The organism is Gluconobacter sp. Dm-73 (genome assembly GCF_018256215.1).
GTDB lineage: Bacteria > Pseudomonadota > Alphaproteobacteria > Acetobacterales > Acetobacteraceae > Gluconobacter > Gluconobacter cadivus.
Map to the genome: position 1 here is coordinate 89,636 of NZ_JAERLW010000007.1, position 23,187 is coordinate 112,822.

A 23,187-nucleotide genomic window follows, 5' to 3' on the forward strand; every position below is an offset into this window, starting at 1 on the left:
TTTAGCGGTCCTTGTAACGGAGCGCCAGATGAAGACAGTCGAAGAACGCTACAATTCTTTCGCCTTATGACCTCAGAAGCCGATTTTGGAGGATTTACGGGATTGCCCCGCCATGATGCGGGCTAACCCTGCGGTCAGATATCCCCATCCGCTGATGACGGTCGGAATGACCGAGAACCAAAGGAGGATTCCGCCAATCAGCGTTGCGGGCAGAAACGAAAGCCCCAGCATTCCTGCGGCTCCATCCCCACCGATCAGAAAACCGATCGCCACCATCTGGATGCCGGTCTTCCATTTCGCCAGCCGGGTCGATGGCAGTGTTTCGCGTTGGGATGCCATATATTCCCGCAGGCCGCTGACCAGAATTTCCCGGATCATGATGATGATCGCTGCATAGAGCGAGTAGACAGGCAGTTGCGTCAGTCCTGCCAGAGCCAGCAGAAGTGATCCGACCAGAAGCTTGTCCGCGATTGGGTCCATCATCCGACCCAGCTCGGACAACTGTTGCCAGCGACGGGCCAGTGCGCCGTCCAGATAGTCTGTGATGCATGCGGCCGTATAGACCACGCAGGCGATCACATTCGCGGTCGGTGAATGCACGGAGAGCAGCGCGACCAGTACGGGAATGGACGCGATACGCAGCAGTGTCAGAATGTTTGGCAGATCTGTCAGCATCGCGATCAGTCTAGAACAGTTTCCCTTATACCGGTATGCGCCAATGTGTCCGCGAAAGATGTATTTTTCGTGTAAATCGTCGAACGGGTTTCAGGGGGCGCGATGATTGACTGAGGCTTTCTGGACCCATTCGGGATGGAAATGCCCATATATGGCAGTTGCCGTGCTCGAACTGATGCCGGGCGCGCTTTCCAGCTCCTCAAGACTCGCCTGTCTGACCGATTTCGCCGAGCCGAAGTGATTGAGAAGAGCCTTTTTCCGCGCGGCGCCGATTCCCGGCACATTATCCAGTTCGGAGCTGCGTAAGCCTTTCGAGCGTCCTGCCCGGTGGGTGGTGATCGCGAATCTATGCGCCTCGTCACGCAGTCTTTGCAGATAATAGAGAACCGGGTCTCTTGGAGGGAGCTGGAAGGGCGGTTTTGTCTCAGTGAAAAACCACTCCCGTCCGGCATCCCGATCCGGCCCTTTGGCGATGGCCACGATCGGAATTCCGGTAACGCCAATATCGGCCAATACCTTCCGCACGGCATTGAACTGTCCAAGGCCGCCGTCGATGAGAAGCAGATCCGGCCAGTCCTCCGGCCGCTCTCCGTTTTCCGGTCGTTTCCCGAACCGGCGTTCCATGACTTCACGCATCATGCCGAAATCATCTCCCGGCGCGACCGGACCTTTGATCCCGTATTTGCGGTAAGCGCGTTTGTTGAAGCCTTCAGGGCCACCGACAACCATCACGCCATAAGGCGCCTGTCCCATGATGTGGGAGTTGTCATAGGTTTCGATGCGCTGTGGCGTTTCCGGAAGACCGAAGACCTCCGCTACCCCTTCGAGAAGTTTGCGCTGTCCGGTATTCTCGGCCAGCTTGCGCTCCAGCGCCTCCCTCGCGTTTAGAGCCGCGTGTTCGACGACGTCTTTTTTCTCCCCCCGTTGTGGCCTGAGGATTTCGACCTTCTGTCCGCGCCGGATGCTGAGGGCTTCTTCGACCAGATTCAGTTCGGGAATCTCGCAGTTCACCAGAATTGTGGGCGGGGGCGGTTTGTTGTCGTAGAACTGAATCATGAACGCCGACAGCACGTCTGCTGCGGTCTCTTCCTCTGCATGAGCCGGATAGAATGCCCGGTTGCCGTTATTGCGGCTGCCCCGGATGAAGAACACCTGAATGCAGCTCTGACCGGCTTCCTGCCAGATCGTCATGATATCGGCATCATTGATCGATGCCGGATTGACGGTGCTGGAGCCCTGAATGCTGGCGAAGCCGCGGATCCTGTCCCGGATCGACGCGGCCCGCTCGTAATCCATATCCTGCGAGGCCTGCTCCATCTCGGCAGCCAGGCGCTGTTGCAGGTCCGTGCTGTGTCCGGAAAGGAACTGCCGGGCCTCGTCAACCAGTTTTGCGTAGTCAGGCCCGGAAATACGATCCACACAGGGCGCCGAACAGCGTTTGATCTGGTACAGCAGGCAGGGCCGCGTCCTGCTGTTCAGCACGGCATCCGAACAGGAGCGGAGCAGAAAGCTGCGCTGCACCAGATTGAGCGTCTGGTTGACGGCCCAGGCATTGGCAAACGGCCCCCAGTAGGTCGCGCCCTTTACGGGTTTGCCGCGCTGTTTGGTGATTTGTGGAAACTCGTGGCTTTCAGTCAGCATCAGCCACGGATAGCTCTTGTCGTCACGCAGCAGGATGTTGAAGCGCGGCTTCATGCGCTTGATGTAATTCGCTTCCAGAAGCAGGGCGTCTGCTTCTGTTTTCGTGATGACAATTTCCATCGAAACCGTCATCGACACCATGCGCCTCAGCCGCTCCGGAAGCTGATTGATGCGGGTATAGGATGAGACGCGTTTTTTCAGGCTCAGCGCCTTGCCGACATACAGCACCTCCCCTTTCGCACTCAGCATGCGATACACGCCAGGGCTGTAGGGAATGGTCTTCAGGGCCTCGCGGATCGCCTCCACACCTTGTCTTTTTTCCGAAGAAACAGTGGGTTCGTCATGGTCGTCGGGGCGGTCGGAGTTTTGGGGAGGGAGGTCGGTCATCGGGCTTCTTCAGTCATCCACTGAACCTGTGGAAAAGTCTGTGGGCTGGTCTGTGACAGAATCATGAAAGCCACGGTTTGCCAGACCTGCCTTCAGATTGCCTAATTTTTAATCATATTTTGTAAGTTATTGAAAACAATCGCTTCTTACTTTCTTCCTCCCTTCCAAGAAGCATTTTTGGAAGGGAGGAAAGGATCGACATGAGGCTTGCGAGGGCCTCAACAGATCATGGTGGACGAAGCGGTGCCTGTTTTGCCCGCCATGATCATGTTCTGTTCTTTTTCGGTCTGTCGAAGCGAGTTTTCAATGCTGGGTTCAGGGTGCCGTTGTTGCTTTTTCAGCAGTCTCCAGAAGGCGCAGCATGTTGCCACCCCAGATGGCAGAAATGTCCGCATCACTGAACCCAGCTGCCTGAAGGGCATGCGTCACATTTGCGGTTTCGGTTGCATCTTTCCATCCCGGAATGCCGCCGCCGCCATCGAAGTCCGAGGAGATGCCCACATGTTCGACACCGATCCGGTTCGCAATATACGAAACGTGGCGCACCAGATCTTCGACCGTCCCGCCGCCACCTTTCTTCAGGAATGACCCCATGGCCGTTACCTGAATCAGGCCGCTCGTTTCTTTCAAGCGGTCTAGCTGTTCATCGTCCAGATTGCGTGGGTGGTCGCACAGAGCACGGGCACAGGAATGGCTTGCGAACACCGGCGTGGCGGAGACTTCACTGGCCTGCATCATGGTCGATTTTGCGGCATGGGAGACGTCCACCAGAACGCCGGAGCGATTCATGTGTGCGATTGCCTCACGCCCGAGATCTGACAGCCCGCCGTGAAGTGTTTCGCTGTCCGCCAGATCCTTGCGCGGAATGGCCGCATCCGCGAGCGCATTATGCCCGTTATGGGTCAGCGTCATGTAGCGCACACCATAGCGACGGGCGAGTTCCGCGATACGCTCTGGCTGACCGCCCAGCCCATGGCCGTTTTCGATCGCGGGAATGACGGCAAGGTCGCCTGCTTTATGGGCTGCACGCACATCCGCAGCCGTCCGACAGACGCGTGCGCTGTGATCGCCCTGACGTCCTTCGATCCCGGAAATTACGTCCAGCATGCCCTGAACCCGCTCCCAGGCCTCAGTATGTCCCGCCTCATCACGCGAACCCTGCGGAATATAGGCCGCAAGGCATACGGCTTTCAGGCCACCTTTGCGTGTCTTGGGGACATTTACCTGCCTCGGCGTATCTTCCGCCCAGGCATCCTGCCGGTCCGGCCAGGGAATATCGATATGGGAATCAAGCGTCAGGAGCGTGTTGTGCAGATCAGTCATGGTTCGTTCTAGATCGGACGGGAAGGCTTTGTGTGCAAGAGGGTGCTTGTCAAAACGCCTGATCCGGTCGATCCAGTCGTCATGCGTCTCATCACCTGGAACATCAATTCTCTTCGACTCAGACTGCCTTTGCTGAAGCAGATCGTCGAACAGGAAAATCCGGACATCGTCTGTCTACAGGAAACGAAAGTCCCGGATCCGCTCTTTCCCGCTCAGGCTCTGGCTGAAATGGGCCTGCCTCATCAGGTCTATAAAGGCATGAAGAGCTATAATGGTGTGGCGATCCTGTCGCGACATCCGCTGCAGAGTGTGGCGGGTACTCCCGACTGGTGTACCCGCTCCGATTGCCGACATGTGGCAGCCAGCATTGCAACCCCGGCCGGTCCGATCCTACTGCATGATTTTTACGTGCCGGCAGGTGGCGATATTCCCGACCCGGTGGAAAACGAAAAATTTGCCCACAAACTCGCTTTTGTGGATGAAGCCACGGGCTGGTTCAGCAATACGCCCCCTGCCCGCAGCATTCTGGTCGGAGACCTCAATATCGCGCCGCTGGAGCATGACGTCTGGAGCCACAAGCAACTCCTGAAAATCGTCAGCCACACACCGCCCGAAATCGAACGTCTGAAGGCCTGGATGGCGACAGGATTTCAGGATGCCATGCGGAAGATCACACCAGAGCCGGAAAAGCTCTACACATGGTGGTCATACCGCAACAAGGACTGGAAAAAATCCAACCGCGGACGGCGGCTGGACCATGTCTGGATGACGCCCGATCTTATGCCGGGCCTGCGGGATATCAGGGTCTTACAGGACGTACGGGACTGGGAAAGCCCCTCCGATCACGTCCCGGTCGTGCTGGACTTCGATCCAGCCTGACCCCTCACCACGCCTGTCAGCCTTTAGGCTGACAGGCTGTCGGAGCCAATAACGCCACGTCCTTCAGGATCAAGACGGTATCCGCCGCCTTCTGTAATCAGAAGCGATGTGCGTGTCGGATCGGGCTCAATTTTCTGACGCAGGCGATAGATATGCGTCTCAAGCGTATGGGTGGTGACGGCGGCGTTATAACCCCAGACTTCGTTCAGAAGAACCTGACGCGCCACCGGACGCTGACCCGCACGATAGAGATATTTCAGGATCGCCGCTTCCTTCTCCGTTAGACGGATCCGGCGGTTGCGGGCAGTTTCGACCAGCAGTTTTGCGGACGGGCGGAACGCATAGGGGCCGATTTCAAATACGGCGTCTTCGCTATTCTCGAAAATCCGCAACTGGGCACGCAGACGGGCCAGAAGCTCACCAATCCGGAAGGGCTTGGCAACGTAGTCGTTGGCCCCTGCATCAAGGCCGCGCACCACGTCATGTTCGTCGTCGGAGCCTGTCAGAATGATGATTGGCATGCGGACGCCAGCGCGCCGCAGTTCCGCGCAGAAATCGCGCCCATCGCCATCGGGAAGGGTAATGTCCAGCAGCATGGCGTCATATCGGGCACCAGGCTTGGCGAGGAGTTCGCGTGCTGCGGCAACGGACGTCGCCTCAACCGCTTCCAGTTCGCCGCCGTGCTGAAGCTGCTCCGCCAGAAGACGACGGAGCGTATCATCATCGTCAACAACCAGGATGGGGCGTGGACCTGCCATAATAACCTGTCTCGTTCTCTCGTGACGGAAGAAACGACACATCCGCAAAAATTCGGTGTTCGTAACTTGCACATCCGGACTTACCATTCCCGGTAAACGGGAAGAAAGCAGCATGCTTTCGCATCAGACTATGGCAAGTACAGCTGGAAAAGGAAACAGCATTATGGCTAAAGCTATTTTGAGAACCGCTGGAGACCGCGCTTTTCTTCACTTTCAGGGAAAAATCATTCCGGTTTTGATCGGACAACGCGGCCTGTCTCTTGACAAAACGGAGGGAGACCTTCGTACTCCCGTCGGGGAACTCCCATTCCGGCGCGTCTTCTACCGTGCGGACCGCCTATCGCATCCGGTCTGCGCAGTAGGACTCCCCATCGAGCCTATCGCCCCTAATGATGGCTGGTGCGACGATCCCGCTCATTCTGATTACAATCGCGCCGTAACGCTTCCTCACCCGGCCTCATGCGAAAACCTGTGGCGTGACGATCATGTTTACGATCTTTGCATCGTTCTGGGGTGGAATGATGCGCCAGCCAAGTCGGGATACGGATCGGCGATTTTCCTGCACCTACCGCCTGTCAGTGGATACACGGAGGGCTGTATTGCCGTTGAGGAAAAGGACCTCCGTGCGCTTCTTGAAGCCGGTTTATCGCATATTACAGTCGAAGAGCCGTCCGAGGCCCTCTATTGAGAGTATAGTCGTTAGGCCTGTTTCGCGTCATTACGGCATTTGGCTTCGTAATCCAGAACAAGGGCATGCACAGCACCATGCCCCCATTTCCGGGTCTCGCAGAAGCGTTTGTAATGCTGCTGCGCGAAATATCGTAATTTTCGAAGGCGCGAGCTTCTTTTCCATAGTCCGGAAATTTCGGGATAAGCTGCAACGAATGCGGGGTATGGAGCATAATCACCTGCCTGCCACGGCTGAAAAACCCCGTCCCATGGCTTTGGCTGAGACATATAGTGGACAATTTTTGGCTGAACCGTGCTCTCAAGTCTGGCATTGTACAGAAAGACGGGAAAATTCCACGATAGCGACATTGGCAATGCACGCTCAATGCCGACAATATTAAGAATATCTTGATCCGGAAATCTGGACATTGTGTTCTGAGACCGAATAATTGTCCGCGCCTTCTCCGCAATGACAGCCCAGGCTGAGCGATTGAAGTAGAGCACTCCTGTATTGAAATATTGCCTGGATTGCTCAGGATTGAGGCCGATTTCCTGAAAATGCTTCCGGACTGACTCTCCTTCTTTCGACTGATCTTCAAGCAGGAAAACCATAGGATCGGCTGAAGCGAAAAAGCGTCCTTCAGGCGGTACGCAGGCCAAAAATTCGTTCAGCGACGATTTGATCTGCGTGTCGCCATCGACATAAAGGATATTTTTATAATTTCCAGGTAGAATTTCATCCAGATACAGTCTTCCAAGCATAGCTGGCGCGCCATCTATGTCTTTTCCGGATCTTGAGAAGAGAGTGATATTATTTTTATTGCATATTGATTGAGCAACGGAAATTGTCTCTGCATCGACGTCAAAACAGACAATAATAATGTCTGCAATGTGTGATGCCGCATGGGCGCGCGCCTGAAGTGCACTGACGAGAGTTGGAAAAAGATATGATCGATCAGTGCAGTAACAAACGCAAGTCTGTACGTCCATGCGAGTTCTCCGTTTTCTGTATGATGGCGGCGCCATGCGGGCAAGGGAAGAGGAAATTCTATTGTAAAAAATTAGACGTCATTTTTGAGATGTATCTTCATATTTATTCGACATCCGGCGGGACCATGGAGATCATGTAATCTCCTGGTTGGGGTACGGCTTTGTCATGGTCTTCAGCTGAACGGATCAGGATGCCTCCGTCACGGCGCACGACGAGAATATCAAGCCTGTTTTCGTCATTTCCGAACATTGAGGCGCTCTCTTCGGTGGCTTCTGTAGCGCTGAAACGCCAGCCTTGATCGAATAGCGTATCGAACAGCGTATAATTCCACGCCGGCTCGCCCAGAACCTTGCCGCGCGCATCGCGTGACAGGCCGTGATAGAAGTCGAGCCGCGCCACACCTGGGCTGATCTGGTAGACGCGCTGCCGTCCCATGGTCGGGGCCAGATGCCCGCAGACCATGCCGTTATAAATGCCGTCAGCCGTTGTTGCGATCAGATAGTCGGCAGGGCGCTCTTCAAGAGACTCCTGTCCGTGTTGTGACAGGAGTTCTGCGCGCAGTACTGGAATGTCCTGCCGGGTGGCGGGCAGAAGTGCGCTGGAGCGGTTATCGACCAGCAAAACTGGCACCCCTGCCTTGCGCAGACAGGACGCAAAGTTGATGGACCATCCGCTTGATCCCAGAATTGCGATTGCCGGATCATTGGAGAGTGTGAGTTTGAGGCGCCGCGCAATCGGGCCAAGTGAAAAGCCATGCAGGATCATCGTAACGGCAATCACGGCGAATACAGCGGGCATAATCAGATCGGCAGAATGATAGCCCGCTTCCTTCAGGCTGACACCCGCCTCACCCGCCACAGCAGCTGCGACAATACCGCGTGGCGCAATCCAGCCGACAAACAGCTTTTCCTTCCAGGGCATGCTTGTCCCCAGAGTTGAAAGGAAAATACCCAACGGACGCACGACAAATAAAACCACTACCGTCAGTGCGAAAATCGGAATCGAGAGTTGCGCCAGAACATTCCGCTGCAGATCGGCTGTTAGCATGATGAACAGCACCGATACGACCAGAACCACCAGTGATTCCTTCATACGCCGGAGCTCTGTCACACCCGGAATATGAAGATTGGCCAGCGCCATGCCGAAGATCGTGACCGCCATCAGCCCTGCGCCCCCCATTTCCAGATTGCACAGCGAGAAGATCACCAATGCCATCGAAATCAGCATGGGCGTCTTGAGAATTTCCGGCATCAGATCACGGGTGAACAGATACCGGATCAGATAGGCTGGCAGGATGCCTGCAGAGAGCGCGACGGCAATCGCGCCCAGCAGATCAGGCAGTGTGTGGGTGAAGAAGACGCCTGCATGTACGTCCGCATGCAACAGCATGAGTTGAAGCACGACTGCGGCCAGAATGGCGCCTAGCGGATCGTTGACGATAGCTTCCCACCGCAGGAACGCCGCCACACGCGGTTGCAGTTTGGCACTTCGCAGAAGCGGCAACACGACTGTCGGGCCCGTCACGACGACGATTGCCCCGAACAGCATGGACGTGCCCCATTCCAGATGCGCGACATAATGCGCGGCCAGAGACCCCAGAACCCAGTTGATGGGTAGGGCGAGCATCGTCAGGCGTGCGACACCCTCCCCGGCTTCGCGCAACTGGCGGAAATCGAGCGCCATGCCGCCTTCGAACACGACAAGCGCCACAAGTAGTGACACCAATGGTCGGAACATCCATCCCATCGTTTCGGAGGGATGAAGAATACCCAACCCCGGCCCGAAAATCAGACCCAGCGAGAAGAGAAGGACAATGGCCGGAAGCCGAAAGCGCCAGGCGACCCACTGGGCCAGCATTCCTGCGCCAAACGTCGAGGCAATGCCGATAAGAATGTCATACTGCATGGATGTTCGGCACGGGCTCCGCATGATGGATATGAAGCGGTATCATACCTCAAATGCCGTCGCGCACCTAAAGCATGGAAGAAAGCCCTGTTATGCCATCGTCTTCAGCTCAAACCGGAAGCGGTCTCCTGATTCGTCCCGCCCAGTCTCTGGATCGGGAAGAAATCTGGCGCCTGCTGTCTCCTGTATTGCGTAAAGGCGAAACTTACGCACTGCCCCGACACTGGGGGCGGCAGCAGGCTCTGGCATACTGGATGGCTGTCGAGCACCGTGTTTATGTCGCTCAAACCCACGATTATGAAATCGTGGGCACATTCTATCTTCAGGCCAACCAGAAAGGCGGTGGAAGTCACATCGCCAATGCGGGATTCGTTGCACGTCCCGGTTTCGGTGCAGGTCGGGCAATGGCCGAAGAGGCACTTGCTGAAGCGACGAAACTCGGCTTTCGCGCCATGCAGTTCAATTTCGTCGTCACCACCAATCTGCGCGCCGTAGAGTTGTGGACATCACTGGGGTTTCGGGTGATCGGAACGCTGCCGGGCGCCTTCGATCACCCTTCGGAAGGATATGTGGACGCGCTTGTTATGTGGAAGGATCTTCTGCCACCGGGACCGTAACGGCCACGTCTTCCGCTTGCGTCTTCGCATCCGTTATGACCCGCTCAAGAACGCAAGCGAAGAATCCATCCGTGCCATCCCGTAACGGCGTTAGCGAGAACTGGGCCTTGCTCCGCAACTCGGCAGGCAGAAGTTCGGACATCTGCTCTTTCGGCAGGCGTCTGAAGTCATCGCGACGCTTGAGGAAGGCATCGATCTGCTGGCCGTTCTCACAGGCCAGAAGTGAGCACGTTGCGTAAATCATACGTCCGCCTGGCTTCACCAAAGATGCCGCACGATCAAGGATCTGCGCCTGTTTGATGACGAGTTCCTGAATGTCTTCGGGTGTCAGGCGCAGACGTGCATCCGGGTTACGTCGCCATGTTCCGGTTCCCGAGCAAGGCGCATCGACAAGAACACGATCAAAGCTTCCAGCCCGACGCTTCGCCCATTTGTCTCCGGACACCAGCAGATGCCGTTCTACGTTATGAACACCAGCCCGACGCAGCCGCTTGACCGCTCCGTCCAGACGTTTTTCATGCACGTCACAGGCCACGATATGTCCACGGTTTTCCATGGTCATCGCCAGTGCCAGCGTCTTGCCGCCTGCCCCGGCGCAATAATCCAGAACCCGGTGCTCACCACGTGCATCGGCGGCCGCGACCACAAGCTGGCTACCTTCATCCTGAATCTCAACCAGACCGTCTTTGAAAACCTGCGTTGCCGTGACAGGCTGGCGCCCATCGAGACGCAGACCCCACGGAGACAGTTTCGTCATTTCTGCAGGAAGCGATTCGCGCCGAAGTTCGCGCGCGGCCTGCTCCCGACTGCCCTTGAGCAGGTTGACCCGAAGATCGAGCGTCGGCGTGCCCAGCATTGCTTCCATTTCGTCTGGCAGCCGGTTGCCGAACGTTTCCCGGAGCGCGCTGTCCAGCCAGTCCGGGTATTCAAGCCGCACGGCCAGCGGCTGCTTCTGGGTGGAAAGTTCTTTTCCTTCCAAACCCTTGAGTGCCACATCCTCACGGGAGGTCAGAGGGTTCTGCGCGTAACGCTCCCCGGAGAAAAGCCGACGGACATTCTCCATCGTCTCTCCGCCAAGCAGGAGCGATGCCGCACAGATCAGTCGTGGGGAAATATCACCGGAAATATCCCTGAGATTCCATTGCAGCCGTCTCCAGCCACGCAGGACATCCCAGACGATCGTGGAAATGGCCCGACGGTCGCCGCCACCAATATAACGGCGTTCGCGGAAAAAGGCGTTGGCTGTGGCGTCGGCGGGACGGCGGGGCGCATTCTGGATCGCACAGAGCAGATCGATGGCGCCTGAAAGACGGGCTGCGGGGGTCATAGCGCCCCCGTAGCCCGTTTAGCCTCTCAATGCGAGAGACTTTGATGCAGGGACGTTCAGTCCCGGCGGTAGTTCGGGGCTTCGCGGGTGATCGTCACGTCATGGACATGGCTCTCACGCAGGCCTGCATTCGTGATGCGACGGAACATGGTGCGGACCTGAAGATCGGCGATGGTGGCCGATCCCGTGTAACCCATCCCTGCTTTCAGACCACCGACGAGCTGGTGAATGACGGCGGACATGCCCCCCTTGTAGGGAACCTGGCCTTCGATACCTTCCGGGACCAGTTTGAGCGTATCGCGGACTTCCGCCTGAAAATACCGGTCTGCGGAACCGCGGGCCATGGCACCCAGCGATCCCATGCCGCGATAGGCCTTATAGGAGCGGCCCTGATACAGGAACGTCTCGCCCGGGCTCTCATCCGTGCCAGCCAGTAGCGAGCCGACCATGACCACATCCGCGCCTGCGCCGAGGGCCTTCACGATATCGCCCGATGTCCGGACGCCACCATCTGCAATGGCGGGGATGTCCAGTTCATGACAGGCTGCGGCTGTTTCCATGACGGCTGAGAACTGCGGCACACCCACACCGGCGACGACGCGCGTGGTGCAGATGGACCCCGGTCCGATGCCAATTTTTACGCAGTCGGCGCCGGCGGCGATCAGGGCGCGGGCGGCCTGTGGGGTGGCAACGTTGCCCGCAATGACCTGCAACCCGCCATGACGGCTCTTGAGGGTTTCGACGGCACTCAGAACGCCGTGTGAATGGCCGTGAGCCGTATCCACGACGATAACGTCAACCCCCGCCTCAGCGAGTGCGGCGGCGCGGCGGAAGCCATCTTCGCCCACACCGACAGCCGCCGCGCAGCGCAGGCGCCCCTGCGAGTCCTTGATGGCCAGTGGATGGGCGATGGCCTTGTCCATGTCCTTGACGGTGATGAGCCCGATGCAGCGCTGTGCCTCGTCGACCACCAGCAGTTTTTCGATGCGGTGGCGGTGCAGAAGCATGCGGGCTTCGTCCGGTGCTGCGCCGTTGAGGACCGTCACGAGGTTTTCATGCGTCATCAGGTCGCGGACGCGCGTGTTCGGATCTGTGGTGAAACGCATGTCGCGGTTCGTTAGGATACCGACCAGAACGCTGCTGCCGTCTTCAATGACTGGAAGGCCGGAGACGCCGTGACGCGCCATGATGGCCTGAACTTCTGCCAGCGTCTGGTCGGGGCCGACCGTGACGGGATTGACGACCATGCCTGATTCGAAGCGCTTGACGCGACGGACCTGCTCGGCCTGTTCTTCAATCGAGAGGTTTTTATGAATGACGCCCATGCCGCCCTGCTGCGCCATGGCAATGGCCATGCCGTCTTCAGTCACGGTGTCCATTGCGGAAGACATCAAGGGGATGTTCAACTCGATGGAGCGTGTCAGGCGTGTGCGCGTCGAGGTCTGGGCTGGAAGGACCGACGATTCTGCCGGTTCGACGAGAACGTCGTCGAAAGCCAGCGCTTCGCGGATGCGCTCATTCAGATTTGTTGTGTGGGAAGATGAAGTCATGAGCCGCGTGCCCCCGTTACGTCATGCGTCGTGAAAGACGCGATGTGTGTGAACCGGAGGCCAGAAGGCCGACCGGCCGTTGGCGGGTCCTCATAGAGCACTTTGCCCCCCGAGGGGAAGTCTCTTTTTTTGCGGTATTTTCTGAGGATTTTCTTGGCTGGGAGACCTGGATTCGAACCAGGGCTGACCGGGTCAGAGCCGGTAGTTCTACCGCTAAACTATCTCCCAAGCGGTGAGAGGGTGTTTATCAACCGACCCCGTGGGGCGCAAGAGCGATCAGGACATTTTTTTGAAAAAACACATATTTTTCTTGCGAGCAGGGTCCCCCGCGCCCCATGCTGCATTTCCAAGGTCCCAGATCACGGGCAAGCGGGAGCCGAAACACATGATGAGGTACGGAACGGATCATAACCTGTCAGGCCCGATGCCTGTTCATGCGTCTGCAAGACGTACGGGTCCGTTCTTTGGCGCCATCGATCTTGGCACCAACAACTGCCGTCTCATGATTGCTGCTGGAACGCCGACCGGTTTTCGTGTCGTGGACAGTTTCAACCGCTCTGTCCGGCTTGGGGAAGGCCTGCGTGCCAGCGGGCGGCTTGCCGAAGATTCCATGAAGCGCGCGCTCGATGCCCTGCGCGTCTGTGCGGAGCGCATGAGGCAGTGGCCGCTGGTTCATGTTCGTGCGGTTGCGACGGAAGCCTGTCGTCAGGCTGCCAATGGCCGCGAGTTTCTGGCGCGTGTGCAGCATGAGACGGGTCTGACGATCGATATCATCACCGCCCGTGAAGAAGCGGAGCTGGCTCTTGAGAGTTGTTCTCCCCTTTTCCGTCAGCCGGAACACCGACCTGTTCGCGCCGATCGGGGCGTTCTTTTCGATATTGGTGGTGGGTCTACCGAAGTCGCATGGGTGCGGATTGACCCCGAACGGGAGACGCAGACACTCATTGGCACGACGAGCGTTCCTGTAGGCGTGATTACGCTTCAGGAAATGTTTGGTGAAGGTCATGGCCCTTCTTATGAGACGATGGTCAGCCATGTTCAGGAGTATCTGAACGGCTTTGAGAACGTACATCGCATCCGGCGTGAGGTTACACACGGAAAGACGCGTCTGATCGGGACGTCTGGAACCGTAACGACGCTGGCCGGAGTGGCCCTCTCCCTGCCCCGCTATAATCGTGCGGCGATTGATGGACTGACGCTTCCGGGGTCGAGCATGGTGGATGCCATTGGAAGTCTGCGGCGTCTCAATAATCAAGAACTGGCGGATCATCCCTGCGTGGGATCTGAGCGTATGAAGTTCGTCTTGCCGGGCTGCGCAATCTTCGAAGCCATCCATCGTTTATGGCCGGTCGAAGACGTCACGATTGCAGACCGGGGGTTGCGCGATGGGATGTTGCTGCGTATGGCCCGCGATCATGGTCAGCGTTCCGGCAAGGGGCGCCACACGACCAGTCGTCATGCCACGCCCCGTTCAAGGGGCCCATTCGGGACATATGCTACACTATGAAGTCGCCAAGATCCCGTTCCGGTTCCAGTAAGGATACGGGACCGAAGCGTATTCCGGGAAAGGCTCTGAAAAGTGCTTCCAATCCCGGGGAAAACGACGCAACACGTGATTCCGCAACGTCAAAAACGGCCCGCAACAAGACTGTTTCACTCAAAACGGCTCGTGGACGGACGACGGCCCAGCAACGCTGGCTGAACCGTCAGCTCAACGATCCTTATGTCGCGGCGGCCCGCAAGCAGGGTTGGCGGTCTCGTGCGGCTTTTAAGCTGATTGAGATCGATGATCGCTTCAAGCTGATTGAAGAAGGGACCCGCATCATCGATCTGGGTGCTGCTCCGGGCGGCTGGACGCAGGTTGCGGTCAAGCGGGGGGCAAAGCATGTTGTCGGGCTTGATCTGCTTCCGGTTGATCCTGTTGCCGGAGCAGAAATTATTGAGGGAGACTTTACGGATCCCGAGATGCCTGATCGGCTGAAAGAGATGCTGGGCGGTCCTGCTGATCTGGTCATGTCCGACATGGCGCCCAATACAACAGGGCACGCCGCAACCGATCATATGCGGATCATGGGTCTTGCTGAGGGGGCGTTGGATTTTGCGTTTCAGGTTCTGGCCGAAGGTGGCAGCTTTATCGCCAAGGTTTTTCAGGGCGGTTCGGAAAAAGACATGCTGGCGACGATGAAAACCGCATTTGCCAGTGTCAGGCACGTTAAACCGCCTGCGTCCCGCAAGGAATCAAGTGAGCTTTACGTCGTGGCAACAGGGTTTCGGCCTGAACGCCTGACTAATCCTTCCTGACGGGCTGAATATGAGAAGAAGAAAAGGGGAGGTATTTGCCTCCCTTTTCTTACAGGAACACCATTCCGGAAAAGTAATAATTTTCAATGACTGTAAGTTTGCTCGTTATTCTCCTGTATTTCTGCCTGCTACCTGTCATTTCGATTACGCTGGCCCGTCAGCCGCGTAAGGATCTTCCTCCCTGGGCGATCTGTCTATCGCTTGTCGCGACCGAAACATCCACCCTGACTATCGTCAGTGTTCCGGGGGTTGCTTACCTTAAAGGGTATGTTTTCGTTGGTCTGGCCGCGGGTTATCTCGTTGGGCGTATCGCGGTTGCGCTCTGGTTCCTGCCGTTGCACGAACGCGGTGCAACGTCGATCTATCGCTATATCGGTCAGAGATTTGGCACGAAACTTCAGAAAATTCTTTCCGGAACATTCCTTGCAACCCGTCTCGTCGCCGAAGGTGTTCGACTTTACGCCGGGATGATTCCCGTATCGATGCTGTTTGTCAGCATGGGCTACGCCGTCCCGGATCTGCTTCTGTTAGTTCTGATTGTTTTGTTGACGCTGGCCTATACCGTGGCAGGTGGGTTGAGGGCGGTTGTCTGGTCTGACAGTCTGCAACTGGGACTTTATCTGGGCGGAAGCATCGCCTGTCTGGCTGTGATCTGGTCTCGTGCAGGCGTGGCCCCTTTTCACTGGGCGCCTGTTTTCAGCCATGGGATGCCGCCTTTTACGGATCCGTTTTCCATAGCTGGCGCTGTGATCGGGGGCGCTATTCTGGCTCTGGCATCGCATGGAACGGATCAGTTGATGCTGCAACGCTGTCTTGCGGCAAAAACACTCAACGGCGCGCGGGCGGCGATGATCGGCAGTGTCTTTATCGTGGGGCTGCTGTTCGCTCTGCTGTCATGCATCGGGGTTGCGCTGCGTGATCTCATGCCGGGTCAGGGTGCGAGGCCGGATGCTCTGTTTCCGCAGTTTATCCTGACGCTGCCTCCCGTTCTGAGCGGTTTGCTGGTTGCGGGTATTCTGGCTGCGACCATGGGATCTCTGTCGAGCGCGATGAATGCCATGGCGGCGGCGACCAAGGCCGATTTCCTGTCGCGCGCGAAATTTTCCCTGCGGGGTCTGACGGTTATCTGGGCCGGCCTTCTTGTATTGACCGCGCTGCTGTTTTCACGGCCCAATGGATCGGCTGTCGTCTTTGGACTTTCCATCGCATCCTACAGCTATGGTGCGACGCTTGGGGTATTCCTGCTGGCGATGATTGGCCGTTCGCGGGATGAGAAGGCGGCAATTTTCGGCTTTGTCTCGGCTGTTGGCGCGCTGGGTCTCATGTCCTTTGTCAGGATCGAAGGACATGCCATCGCTTTTCCCTGGCTCGTTCCTGCGGGAGTTACGGCCACGTTCGCTGGAGCGAAGGTCTTTTCAGGTTTGCGGCGAATTGGCCTGAAGAAATGACGCCATCGCGCGCTGCGCGAGGGCAGCTTCTTTGCCGAGGCGGATCAAACCGCCGATCTGCAACGGGTGCCGGACGAGCGAGCCGATCAGTCCGGGGATATATACCGCACCGTCCTTCACGCTGGTCTTCACAGCATGAGGCAGGTCCTGTGTGGCATCGTCGCAAACAACCCTGAGGACAGCAAACGGGACGCCACTCTGCGCCACGACGCCGCTTTCCATATCCACTGCAAGACAGTGCGTTTCGGTAAAATAGCGTGCCTTTTCAGAGGCGAATTCAACCAACGCATCGCTATGCAGAATGCCGCCCCGGCGTGCGAAGGCAGAGCCAAACCTTTGACTCAGAGCGGGATCGCAGGGAATATTCCGGTTCTCATGATGTACATGATCGGCCACGATGACCGTACCGGGAGACGCTTCTGGCGAAAGACTTCCCGCGCATCCGAAAGACAGGAGTTCCGTGGCACCCGCGCGAAGCAGGCGCTCCACGCCCTGTCGTGCGCCCTCAGGCGTCGCATGGCTCAGGGCAAGGGGGGCATCCGGCAGAAAGCGCCGGATCAGACGGGCTTCCTGTTTCAGACCTGCGAGAATACCCAGCATCAGAACCCGTACTCCACCTTGCCACTGTTGCTTGCGCCAAGGTTGCGATAGCGGGCCAGTGCGGTCAGCGGGAAGAACTGCTTATAGCCGTGGTAGCGCAGGTAAAAGACTTTCGGGAAACCAACGGCATTATAGGCGTCTTCCTGCCACTCCCCCTTGTCGTTCTGTTGAGTGACCAGATACGCAACGCCGCGCTTGACGGCGTCGCTCTCGCGGCGCCCGACGGCCATGAGGGCCAGAACAGCCCAGGCCGTCTGAGAGGGCAGACTCTTGTTGTATTCGCCTGCCGTGCCCCCTTCATAGGTCGCACAGTCTTCACCCCAGCCACCATCAGGACGCTGGACGCCTTCGAGCCAGTTTACAGCGCGCAGAACCATCGGATCGTCATGCGGCACACCAGCGATGTTCAGCGCGCACAGGACAGACCAGGTGCCATAGATGTAGTTGGTGCCCCAACGACCAAACCAGCAGCCTTCCGGCTCCTGCTCGGAGCGCAGATACTCCAGTGCCTTGAGAATGACAGGACGGTCGTCCGGATCGCCAAGCTGGGCCAGAAAAGAAATGCAGCGGGCCGAAACGTCGGCCGTCGGCGGGTCCAGAAGCGCGCCATGATCAGAGAACGGGATGTGGTTGAGCAGTTCGAGATCGTTGTCGATATCGAACGCACCCCAGCCACCATTGGTGCTCTGCATGCCAATGATCCATTCCCGCGCACGTGCGATCGCCTCGCGGCTGCCTTCGGGATCAACACGATGCAGCAGCATGCCGACGACGGCGGTATCATCGACGTCCGGGTAGTAGTCATTTTCGTACTGGAACGCCCAACCACCAGGACGCAGGTCCGGTGTGTTGATGGCCCAGTCGCCCTTGACGTTCAGGATCTGGCGTTCCCGAAGCCATTCGGCGCTCTTTTTCAGGGAAGCGAGCGTTTCTTCATGCTTGGTGCCAGCGGGGCCGGACGCGGCTTCGATCATCGCAAGACCGGACAGGCCAGTATCCCAAACCGGCGAGACGCAGGGCTGGCAATAGATTTCATCGCCATGATCAACCAGCAGGTCCTGAACGGCCTCCCATGCAGTCTGGGCGCGTGGGTCGCTATCGGGGACGCCCTGCGCGCGATACATCATCACGACATTCGCCATTGCGGGATAAATGGCACCCAGCCCTCCCCGGCTCAGACGCGGCTCTATGAAATCGCTGGCGGCTTTCAGGGCTTTTTTGTGCACGCTCTGTGGAATGAGCGGCAGGACGGGGCGCAGGGCGGAATCAAGATGCTTGAAAAAGCGCCCCCAGACCGAGCGGTATGGGCCGCGGATCCAGTCCGTGACTTCGGAAGGCGGCTTGACGAACAGTTCCTGCACATGGATGCCATGCGGATTGATGGCTTTGGGGCGGAGTGCATTTAGGACCAGCAAGGGTGCGATCACAGCCCGCGACCAGTAAGACATGTTCCAGACCGAGAAGAACGCCTTGCGCGGCAGAAGCATCAGCTCAACCGGCATCACGGGCGTTGCATTCCAGGGGACTTCCCCGAACAGGGCAAGCTGGATCCGCGTGAACACGTTGGTGCGTGCGGCCCCGCCGTGATCGAGAATGGCCTCCCGGGCAATACGCATGTGGGGCGCATTGATGTCATCCCCGATCGCCTTGAGGGCAAAGTAAGCCTTTACGCTCGCCGACAGATCAAAGCCGCCATCATGATAAAGCGGCCACCCCCCATGATCGCCCTGAATCCGACGCAGATAGACGCCGATCTTGGCCTGTTTTTCCGGATCGATCCGGTCGAGATAGTGTTCGAGCAGGACATATTCTGCTGGGATGGTCGCGTCGGCTTCGAGTTCGTAAACCCAGTGACCGTCTGATTTCTGTTTCCCGCCCAGCGCGTCCTGTGCGCCTTCGATGGCATGGTTGATCTCATCGGGTTCGACCGATTGACGGGACAAGGTTTCGCTCACGCGATCCTCCTTTTCCAGAATATCAGAATAGATCAGCATTGTTCGACTCTTCCGACACAGGCAGTCCTCAAAGGCGGGAGCTGTGTTACAATCATGACAGGACGACCGCTCATCACGATCCTGTGTTCTCTACGGCGGACCGGAAGCCCAGAGCAGCGACGGCCTGAAGTCCGGACTGGATGGAGCCTTCGATTGTGGAGGGCAGTCCGGTCTCCGTCCAGTCTCCGGCCAGTGCCAGATTGACAAGATCGGTTCTGGCTCCCGGACGCAGGAGGTTCTGTTCGGGCGTTGCAGCAAACGTCGCCCGTTTTTCCCAAACCAGACGCGACGGTGGGATGGCGACTGGCAGTGGCTGCGACAGAACGGGGTCGAGCGCGCGTCGAATTTCTGACCAGATCGTGGCCAGAAGTTCGCTGTTGCTGCGATCTGCGTATCGGTTGGCCGCGCTGACTGTCACGGAGAGGATATCCCCCTTCAGGAAAATCCATTCCGAAATACCCCCGACCAGTCCTACGAAACCGGCCTGAGCCACAACGCCACGGGCCTGAACTTTCTCAGGAAGACGGAAATGCGCGTTGGCAATGCTTTCAAAGGCGTCAGGCGCTGTCAGTCCCGGCAGCAGGGACTGTGCCACTGGTCCTGGAACGGCCAGAATGACCTGATCTTCAGGGCCGAGTTCCACTCGCCCTGCCCCGGTTTCCAATGCCGTGGCGCGGCCGTTCTGCTGTTCGATAGCGCTCACACGGACGCCTGTGCGCACGTCGCCATGAAAGCGTTTGAGATAGGCGACGGCCGGGTCGATCAGGGTTTCGGACAGACCGACGGCTGGAAACCACGGACAGCAGGCCATGCCTCCCTTGGCAAGAGACTTGCGGATCACGTTGCCAAGGAGTTTGGCGCTGCCCGTATGGATGTCTGTATTGAGAACCGAGATGGCGAACGGGATCAGCAGTCTGCGGCTCAACTGGCCGGAGCTGAGACAGCTCTCCACGGTCGTTCTGTCCCCTGCGCGCAGGAAATGTCCGAGAGAGGCCAGTTCGGACAACTTCATGCCCGGAACGCGCCGTCCGCCCGGAAGCGCCCAGAAAGGGAGCTTTCCCTTCGACAGGCGCAGCGTCCAGGCGAGGCTGTCTTCCAGATCGTAATAGGGGAAGATCGGTAATCCCGGCCCCGTCAGGGTGTGACGCGCGCCGATAATGTCCAAATAGCGGAAGGTCAGATCGTTCGAGGACAGGATCAGGTGGTTACCGTTATCGATCCGGGCGTCGAGGGAGCGGTCGTGAAAGGAACGCGCCCGGCCGCCGCAGGCCGGGCCTGCTTCGTAAACGGTGACGCGGGCCTGTGCCGCAAGCTCGATTGCGGCGGAGAGGCCTGCCAGACCACCGCCGATGATGTGGACGTGGCTCATGGGTTACTTCACATACGCTGCGAGGGTACGAAGCTGTCTCAAGGGTTTGGAGACTTTCGGGGCGATGTCGGGTGTTTTCCAGCCGCGCTTTTGCAGGGCTGAAAGGATGGGCGCGTAGGACGCGGCCATCATGCGTGCGGGGCGCATTGCGGTGCTGTCACACAGTTGCATGGCCTTCCGCGCTTCCCGGAAATGGTCCCGTGCACGTTGGGCAAGGATGCGCCCCACCTGATCCAGACCGTGAGCGTAAAGCGCTTCCTGTGGGTTTTTCGGAACGTCAAAGCGGGTCAGGAGCTCGGAGGGAAGGTAAAGCCGGTCACGGCCCGCATCTTCGGCGATATCGCGCAAGATGTTGGTCAGCTGAAGCGCGCGCCCCAGATGATAGGCAACGCGCCGGGCATTTTCGGACGAATCTCCGAACACACAGACCGACAGGCGTCCGACAGCAGACGCCACACGATCGCAGTACAGATCCAGCGTCGTCTCATCCGGCGCCACGATTGGCGCTCCGCAATCCATGGCCATGCCGTCAATGACGTCGTGGAAGTCCTGAGGCTGAAGCTGGTAACGATGGATTGCCACGATCAGAACCCGGTCGAGCGCATCCGTCGCGATCCCTTCATAGAGGCCGTCGACGCGACGATGCCAGTCCTGAAGGGCGGCCGTAGGGTCTGCAACGCCTGCATCACCATCGGCGATATCGTCCACCTGACGACAGAACGCATAGACCGCGAACATCGCCTGACGGCGGTCCGCCGGAAGGATACGCATTCCACGGGCAAAGGATGTTCCCGAGGCGGTTACGATCCTTTCGACATGATCCAGATCGGCCTGCGCGCAGGGAAGACCTGAAGAAGCGCGCATCCTGCTGAAAACCATGTCTGTCCCCTGTCTCGTTTCAGAAGATCAGGGTTCTAGACCCAAATCCCGGCGAGACAAAGATGACCTGAACCGAAAGGGCTGCCCTGTGTTAATATGATGCCAAAAGGCAACACCTGAAAAGGAGTCTTTCGTCATGCGTCTTCTCTCTCTGAAAAACGCTGCCTTTCTTGCCGCAATGCTGATCGCCCCCCTCGCCTCTGCCCAGACAGCGCCTCCCACAACGGCCAGTGGGCACGCGGAGCATCTCCTTGCGGACGATCATTCCTGGAATGGCACGCCCTACGACCACTATCCGACGACGCGACCGATGCTCAGCATGATTAAGCTGACCATTCCTGCGCATTCCGCCCTTCCGTGGCATGTTCATCCGTATCCGAATGCGGGTTATGTGCTGGAAGGAACGCTCACGATCGAAGATCGGCAGAGCGGCAAAAAGCGGACGTTTCATCAGGGCGAAGCCTTTGCGGAATCAGTCAATGATGTTCATCGTGGCGTGACGGGCGACGGCGAGACGGTTCTTTTGTTGACTTATGCCGGTTCGCCCGGAAAGCCGACGTCCATCCCTCTGCCCGGCCAGCAGAAAGAATACTGAAAATATCTTCGGGTGTGCTTTGACAGGCAAAACGTTTCGGAACTAACATGTTCCGGCCCTAGTCTGGAGTATGGCCCACAATGACCAGTCCCCTCTCTTCCGCCGCCCGTAGCGACCTTCTTGCCCGGGGATATTCCCGGCGCAGCTTCGGGCGAATTGCCACACTTCTGGCCGCAGGTGCGACCGTAAAGGTCCTGACAAACTCAGCCCGCGCGGATATTCTTCCGTCGGGGATCAATTTCGAGGGTGTTACCCGTCTTGGTAGCAATGAATGCTGGACTGGTCCCTTCCCGGAAGCTGCACAGGCTGGCGCATCCTCGGTTTTTCAGAGCAACCGTTACGATCCGACCGGTCATATGCGCGATGACCTTATCAAGACGGCTTCCGATGTCGAAGGACTTCCCCAGACCCATGTCATGACGTGGTGTGGCTCGTCCGATCCCCTCGCCCGTGCCATCGTGACGTTCTGCTCACCCACCCGCGGCCTTGTGACGGCTGACCCCAGCTATGAGGCCGGATGGGTCGCGGCAGACTGGCTGAAAATTCCTCTGGCCCGTGTGCCACTGACGGCGAAAAACGGATACAAGACAGATGTCCGGGCCATGCTGGCTGCTGATCCCAATGCTGGTGTTTATTATATCTGCTCTCCCAACAATCCGACGGGAACGCTGACGCCGCTGCGCGATATCGCATGGCTGGTCGAGAACAAGCCCAAGGGTTCGGTCGTGCTGGTGGATGAGGCTTACATCCATTTTTCGAATGCGCCGAGTGCCGTGGAACTGGTCGCGAAGAACAAGGACGTCGTTGTTCTCAGGACGTTCTCGAAGATGTTTGCCATGGCTGGGATGCGTCTTGGCCTTTCATTCGCCAGACCTGACCTGCATGAGAGCATGATGCGCTATGATGGCAAAAGCGCCACTTCGATGCTTCCGGTTCCGGCTATGGCCTGCGGTACGATGAGCCTCACCATGAAGTCCGCTATCGCGGCCCGCAAGGAGGAGATGATTGCGGCGCGCAACATGACGTTCCAGCATCTTCGCAAGCGGGGCATTCATTTCATTCCGTCTGATGCAAACATGTTCATCATCGACTGGAAGAAGCCGGCAAAGCCCATTCAGGATGCCTTCCTGAAGCAGAATGTTCTGATCGGGCGTTCATGGCCCATCTGGCCGAATGCTTCGCGAATTACGGTCGGCTCCATGGATGAAATGAAGACCTTCTGTACCGCACTGGACCAGATCTACACCTGATCTGGTCCAGATACCCCTGCCGTTGCGAT

Annotated in this window: 20 protein-coding genes and 1 tRNA gene; 8 read left to right on the top strand and 13 right to left on the bottom strand. The window is 57.8% G+C overall.

Annotated elements, in window-relative coordinates; all coding sequences use genetic code 11:
- Positions 1 to 72: 72 nt before the first annotated feature.
- The 3 genes from pgsA to JK176_RS09305 form a co-directional block, all read right to left on the bottom strand.
- Entirely contained in the window at positions 73 to 675 is a 603-nt protein-coding gene (pgsA, locus tag JK176_RS09295) for a CDP-diacylglycerol--glycerol-3-phosphate 3-phosphatidyltransferase (protein ID WP_211587557.1), read from the bottom strand.
- 90 nt (positions 676 to 765) lie between these two features.
- A complete protein-coding gene (gene uvrC / locus JK176_RS09300; protein ID WP_211587558.1) occupies positions 766 to 2,703 on the bottom strand; it encodes an excinuclease ABC subunit UvrC in 1,938 nt (645 codons plus the stop codon).
- 315 nt (positions 2,704 to 3,018) lie between these two features.
- Positions 3,019 to 4,026, bottom strand: coding sequence for a dipeptidase (locus tag JK176_RS09305; protein ID WP_211587559.1), 1,008 nt, complete (start codon positions 4,024 to 4,026; stop codon positions 3,019 to 3,021).
- An 81-nt stretch (positions 4,027 to 4,107) separates the two neighbouring features.
- Here JK176_RS09305 and xth point away from each other — a divergent pair, with 81 nt between their 5' ends.
- On the top strand, positions 4,108 to 4,905 hold the full coding sequence (gene xth, locus JK176_RS09310) for an exodeoxyribonuclease III (RefSeq protein WP_211587629.1): 798 nt from the start codon (positions 4,108 to 4,110) through the stop codon (positions 4,903 to 4,905).
- A gap of 23 nt (positions 4,906 to 4,928) precedes the next feature.
- Here the strand turns inward: xth and JK176_RS09315 are convergent, their stop codons facing one another.
- On the bottom strand, positions 4,929 to 5,663 hold the full coding sequence (locus JK176_RS09315) for a response regulator transcription factor (protein ID WP_194255901.1): 735 nt from the start codon (positions 5,661 to 5,663) through the stop codon (positions 4,929 to 4,931).
- A gap of 163 nt (positions 5,664 to 5,826) precedes the next feature.
- Between JK176_RS09315 and JK176_RS09320 the strand changes: the two genes are divergently transcribed.
- Positions 5,827 to 6,351, top strand: a complete 525-nt coding sequence (locus JK176_RS09320; protein ID WP_211587560.1) for a L,D-transpeptidase — start codon at positions 5,827 to 5,829, stop codon at positions 6,349 to 6,351.
- A gap of 11 nt (positions 6,352 to 6,362) precedes the next feature.
- Here the strand turns inward: JK176_RS09320 and JK176_RS09325 are convergent, their stop codons facing one another.
- Together JK176_RS09325 and JK176_RS09330 are read right to left on the bottom strand one after the other, a co-directional pair.
- Positions 6,363 to 7,322 carry a glycosyltransferase gene (locus JK176_RS09325; RefSeq protein ID WP_211587561.1) on the bottom strand — a complete coding sequence of 320 codons (960 nt, stop codon included), beginning with the start codon at positions 7,320 to 7,322 and terminating at the stop codon, positions 6,363 to 6,365.
- 103 nt (positions 7,323 to 7,425) lie between these two features.
- Positions 7,426 to 9,228: a sodium:proton antiporter gene (locus JK176_RS09330; RefSeq protein ID WP_211587562.1), complete on the bottom strand. Its 1,803-nt coding sequence runs from the start codon at positions 9,226 to 9,228 to the stop codon at positions 7,426 to 7,428.
- A 92-nt stretch (positions 9,229 to 9,320) separates the two neighbouring features.
- Here JK176_RS09330 and JK176_RS09335 point away from each other — a divergent pair, with 92 nt between their 5' ends.
- Positions 9,321 to 9,845, top strand: coding sequence for a GNAT family N-acetyltransferase (locus JK176_RS09335; RefSeq protein ID WP_211587563.1), 525 nt, complete (start codon positions 9,321 to 9,323; stop codon positions 9,843 to 9,845).
- On the opposite strand, the gene JK176_RS09340 is transcribed toward JK176_RS09335, so the two are convergent.
- From JK176_RS09340 to JK176_RS09350, 3 genes are all read right to left on the bottom strand, one after another.
- Positions 9,811 to 11,172, bottom strand: a complete 1,362-nt coding sequence (locus tag JK176_RS09340) for an RsmB/NOP family class I SAM-dependent RNA methyltransferase (protein WP_211587564.1) — start codon at positions 11,170 to 11,172, stop codon at positions 9,811 to 9,813. The genes JK176_RS09335 and JK176_RS09340 overlap by 35 nt on opposite strands.
- Before the next feature lie 56 nt (positions 11,173 to 11,228).
- Positions 11,229 to 12,722 (bottom strand): IMP dehydrogenase, encoded by a 1,494-nt coding sequence (gene guaB, locus JK176_RS09345; protein ID WP_211587565.1) that lies wholly within the window; start codon positions 12,720 to 12,722, stop codon positions 11,229 to 11,231.
- Between the two features lie 154 nt (positions 12,723 to 12,876).
- Positions 12,877 to 12,950 (bottom strand) — tRNA-Gln (locus JK176_RS09350).
- Between the two features lie 157 nt (positions 12,951 to 13,107).
- Here JK176_RS09350 and JK176_RS09355 point away from each other — a divergent pair.
- The 3 genes from JK176_RS09355 (at position 13,108) to JK176_RS09365 (ending at position 16,471) form a co-directional block, all read left to right on the top strand.
- Positions 13,108 to 14,229: a Ppx/GppA phosphatase family protein gene (locus JK176_RS09355; RefSeq protein ID WP_194268423.1), complete on the top strand. Its 1,122-nt coding sequence runs from the start codon at positions 13,108 to 13,110 to the stop codon at positions 14,227 to 14,229.
- Entirely contained in the window at positions 14,226 to 15,023 is a 798-nt protein-coding gene (locus tag JK176_RS09360) for an RlmE family RNA methyltransferase (protein ID WP_194263053.1), read from the top strand. The genes JK176_RS09355 and JK176_RS09360 overlap by 4 nt, the downstream gene beginning before the upstream one ends.
- Positions 15,024 to 15,109: 86 nt before the next feature.
- Positions 15,110 to 16,471 carry a sodium:solute symporter family transporter gene (locus tag JK176_RS09365; RefSeq protein WP_211587566.1) on the top strand — a complete coding sequence of 454 codons (1,362 nt, stop codon included), beginning with the start codon at positions 15,110 to 15,112 and terminating at the stop codon, positions 16,469 to 16,471.
- Here the strand turns inward: JK176_RS09365 and JK176_RS09370 are convergent.
- The 4 genes from JK176_RS09370 to hpnD form a co-directional block, all read right to left on the bottom strand.
- A complete protein-coding gene (locus JK176_RS09370; RefSeq protein ID WP_211587567.1) occupies positions 16,439 to 17,071 on the bottom strand; it encodes a hypothetical protein in 633 nt (210 codons plus the stop codon). The two genes, JK176_RS09365 and JK176_RS09370, sit on opposite strands and share 33 nt — an antisense overlap.
- Complete coding sequence (gene shc, locus JK176_RS09375) at positions 17,071 to 19,065, bottom strand: squalene--hopene cyclase (protein WP_211587568.1); 1,995 nt, start codon at positions 19,063 to 19,065, stop codon at positions 17,071 to 17,073. Before shc ends, JK176_RS09370 begins: the two co-directional genes overlap by 1 nt.
- A 73-nt stretch (positions 19,066 to 19,138) precedes the next feature.
- Positions 19,139 to 20,434: a hydroxysqualene dehydroxylase HpnE gene (gene hpnE, locus JK176_RS09380; RefSeq protein ID WP_211587569.1), complete on the bottom strand. Its 1,296-nt coding sequence runs from the start codon at positions 20,432 to 20,434 to the stop codon at positions 19,139 to 19,141.
- Positions 20,435 to 20,437: 3 nt separating this feature from the next.
- Complete coding sequence (gene hpnD / locus JK176_RS09385; RefSeq protein WP_211587570.1) at positions 20,438 to 21,313, bottom strand: presqualene diphosphate synthase HpnD; 876 nt, start codon at positions 21,311 to 21,313, stop codon at positions 20,438 to 20,440.
- 136 nt (positions 21,314 to 21,449) lie between these two features.
- Here hpnD and JK176_RS09390 point away from each other — a divergent pair, with 136 nt between their 5' ends.
- Entirely contained in the window at positions 21,450 to 21,908 is a 459-nt protein-coding gene (locus JK176_RS09390; RefSeq protein ID WP_211587571.1) for a cupin domain-containing protein, read from the top strand.
- Positions 21,909 to 21,988: 80 nt separating this feature from the next.
- Entirely contained in the window at positions 21,989 to 23,158 is a 1,170-nt protein-coding gene (locus JK176_RS09395; protein WP_211587572.1) for a pyridoxal phosphate-dependent aminotransferase, read from the top strand.
- Positions 23,159 to 23,187: the final 29 nt, after the last annotated feature.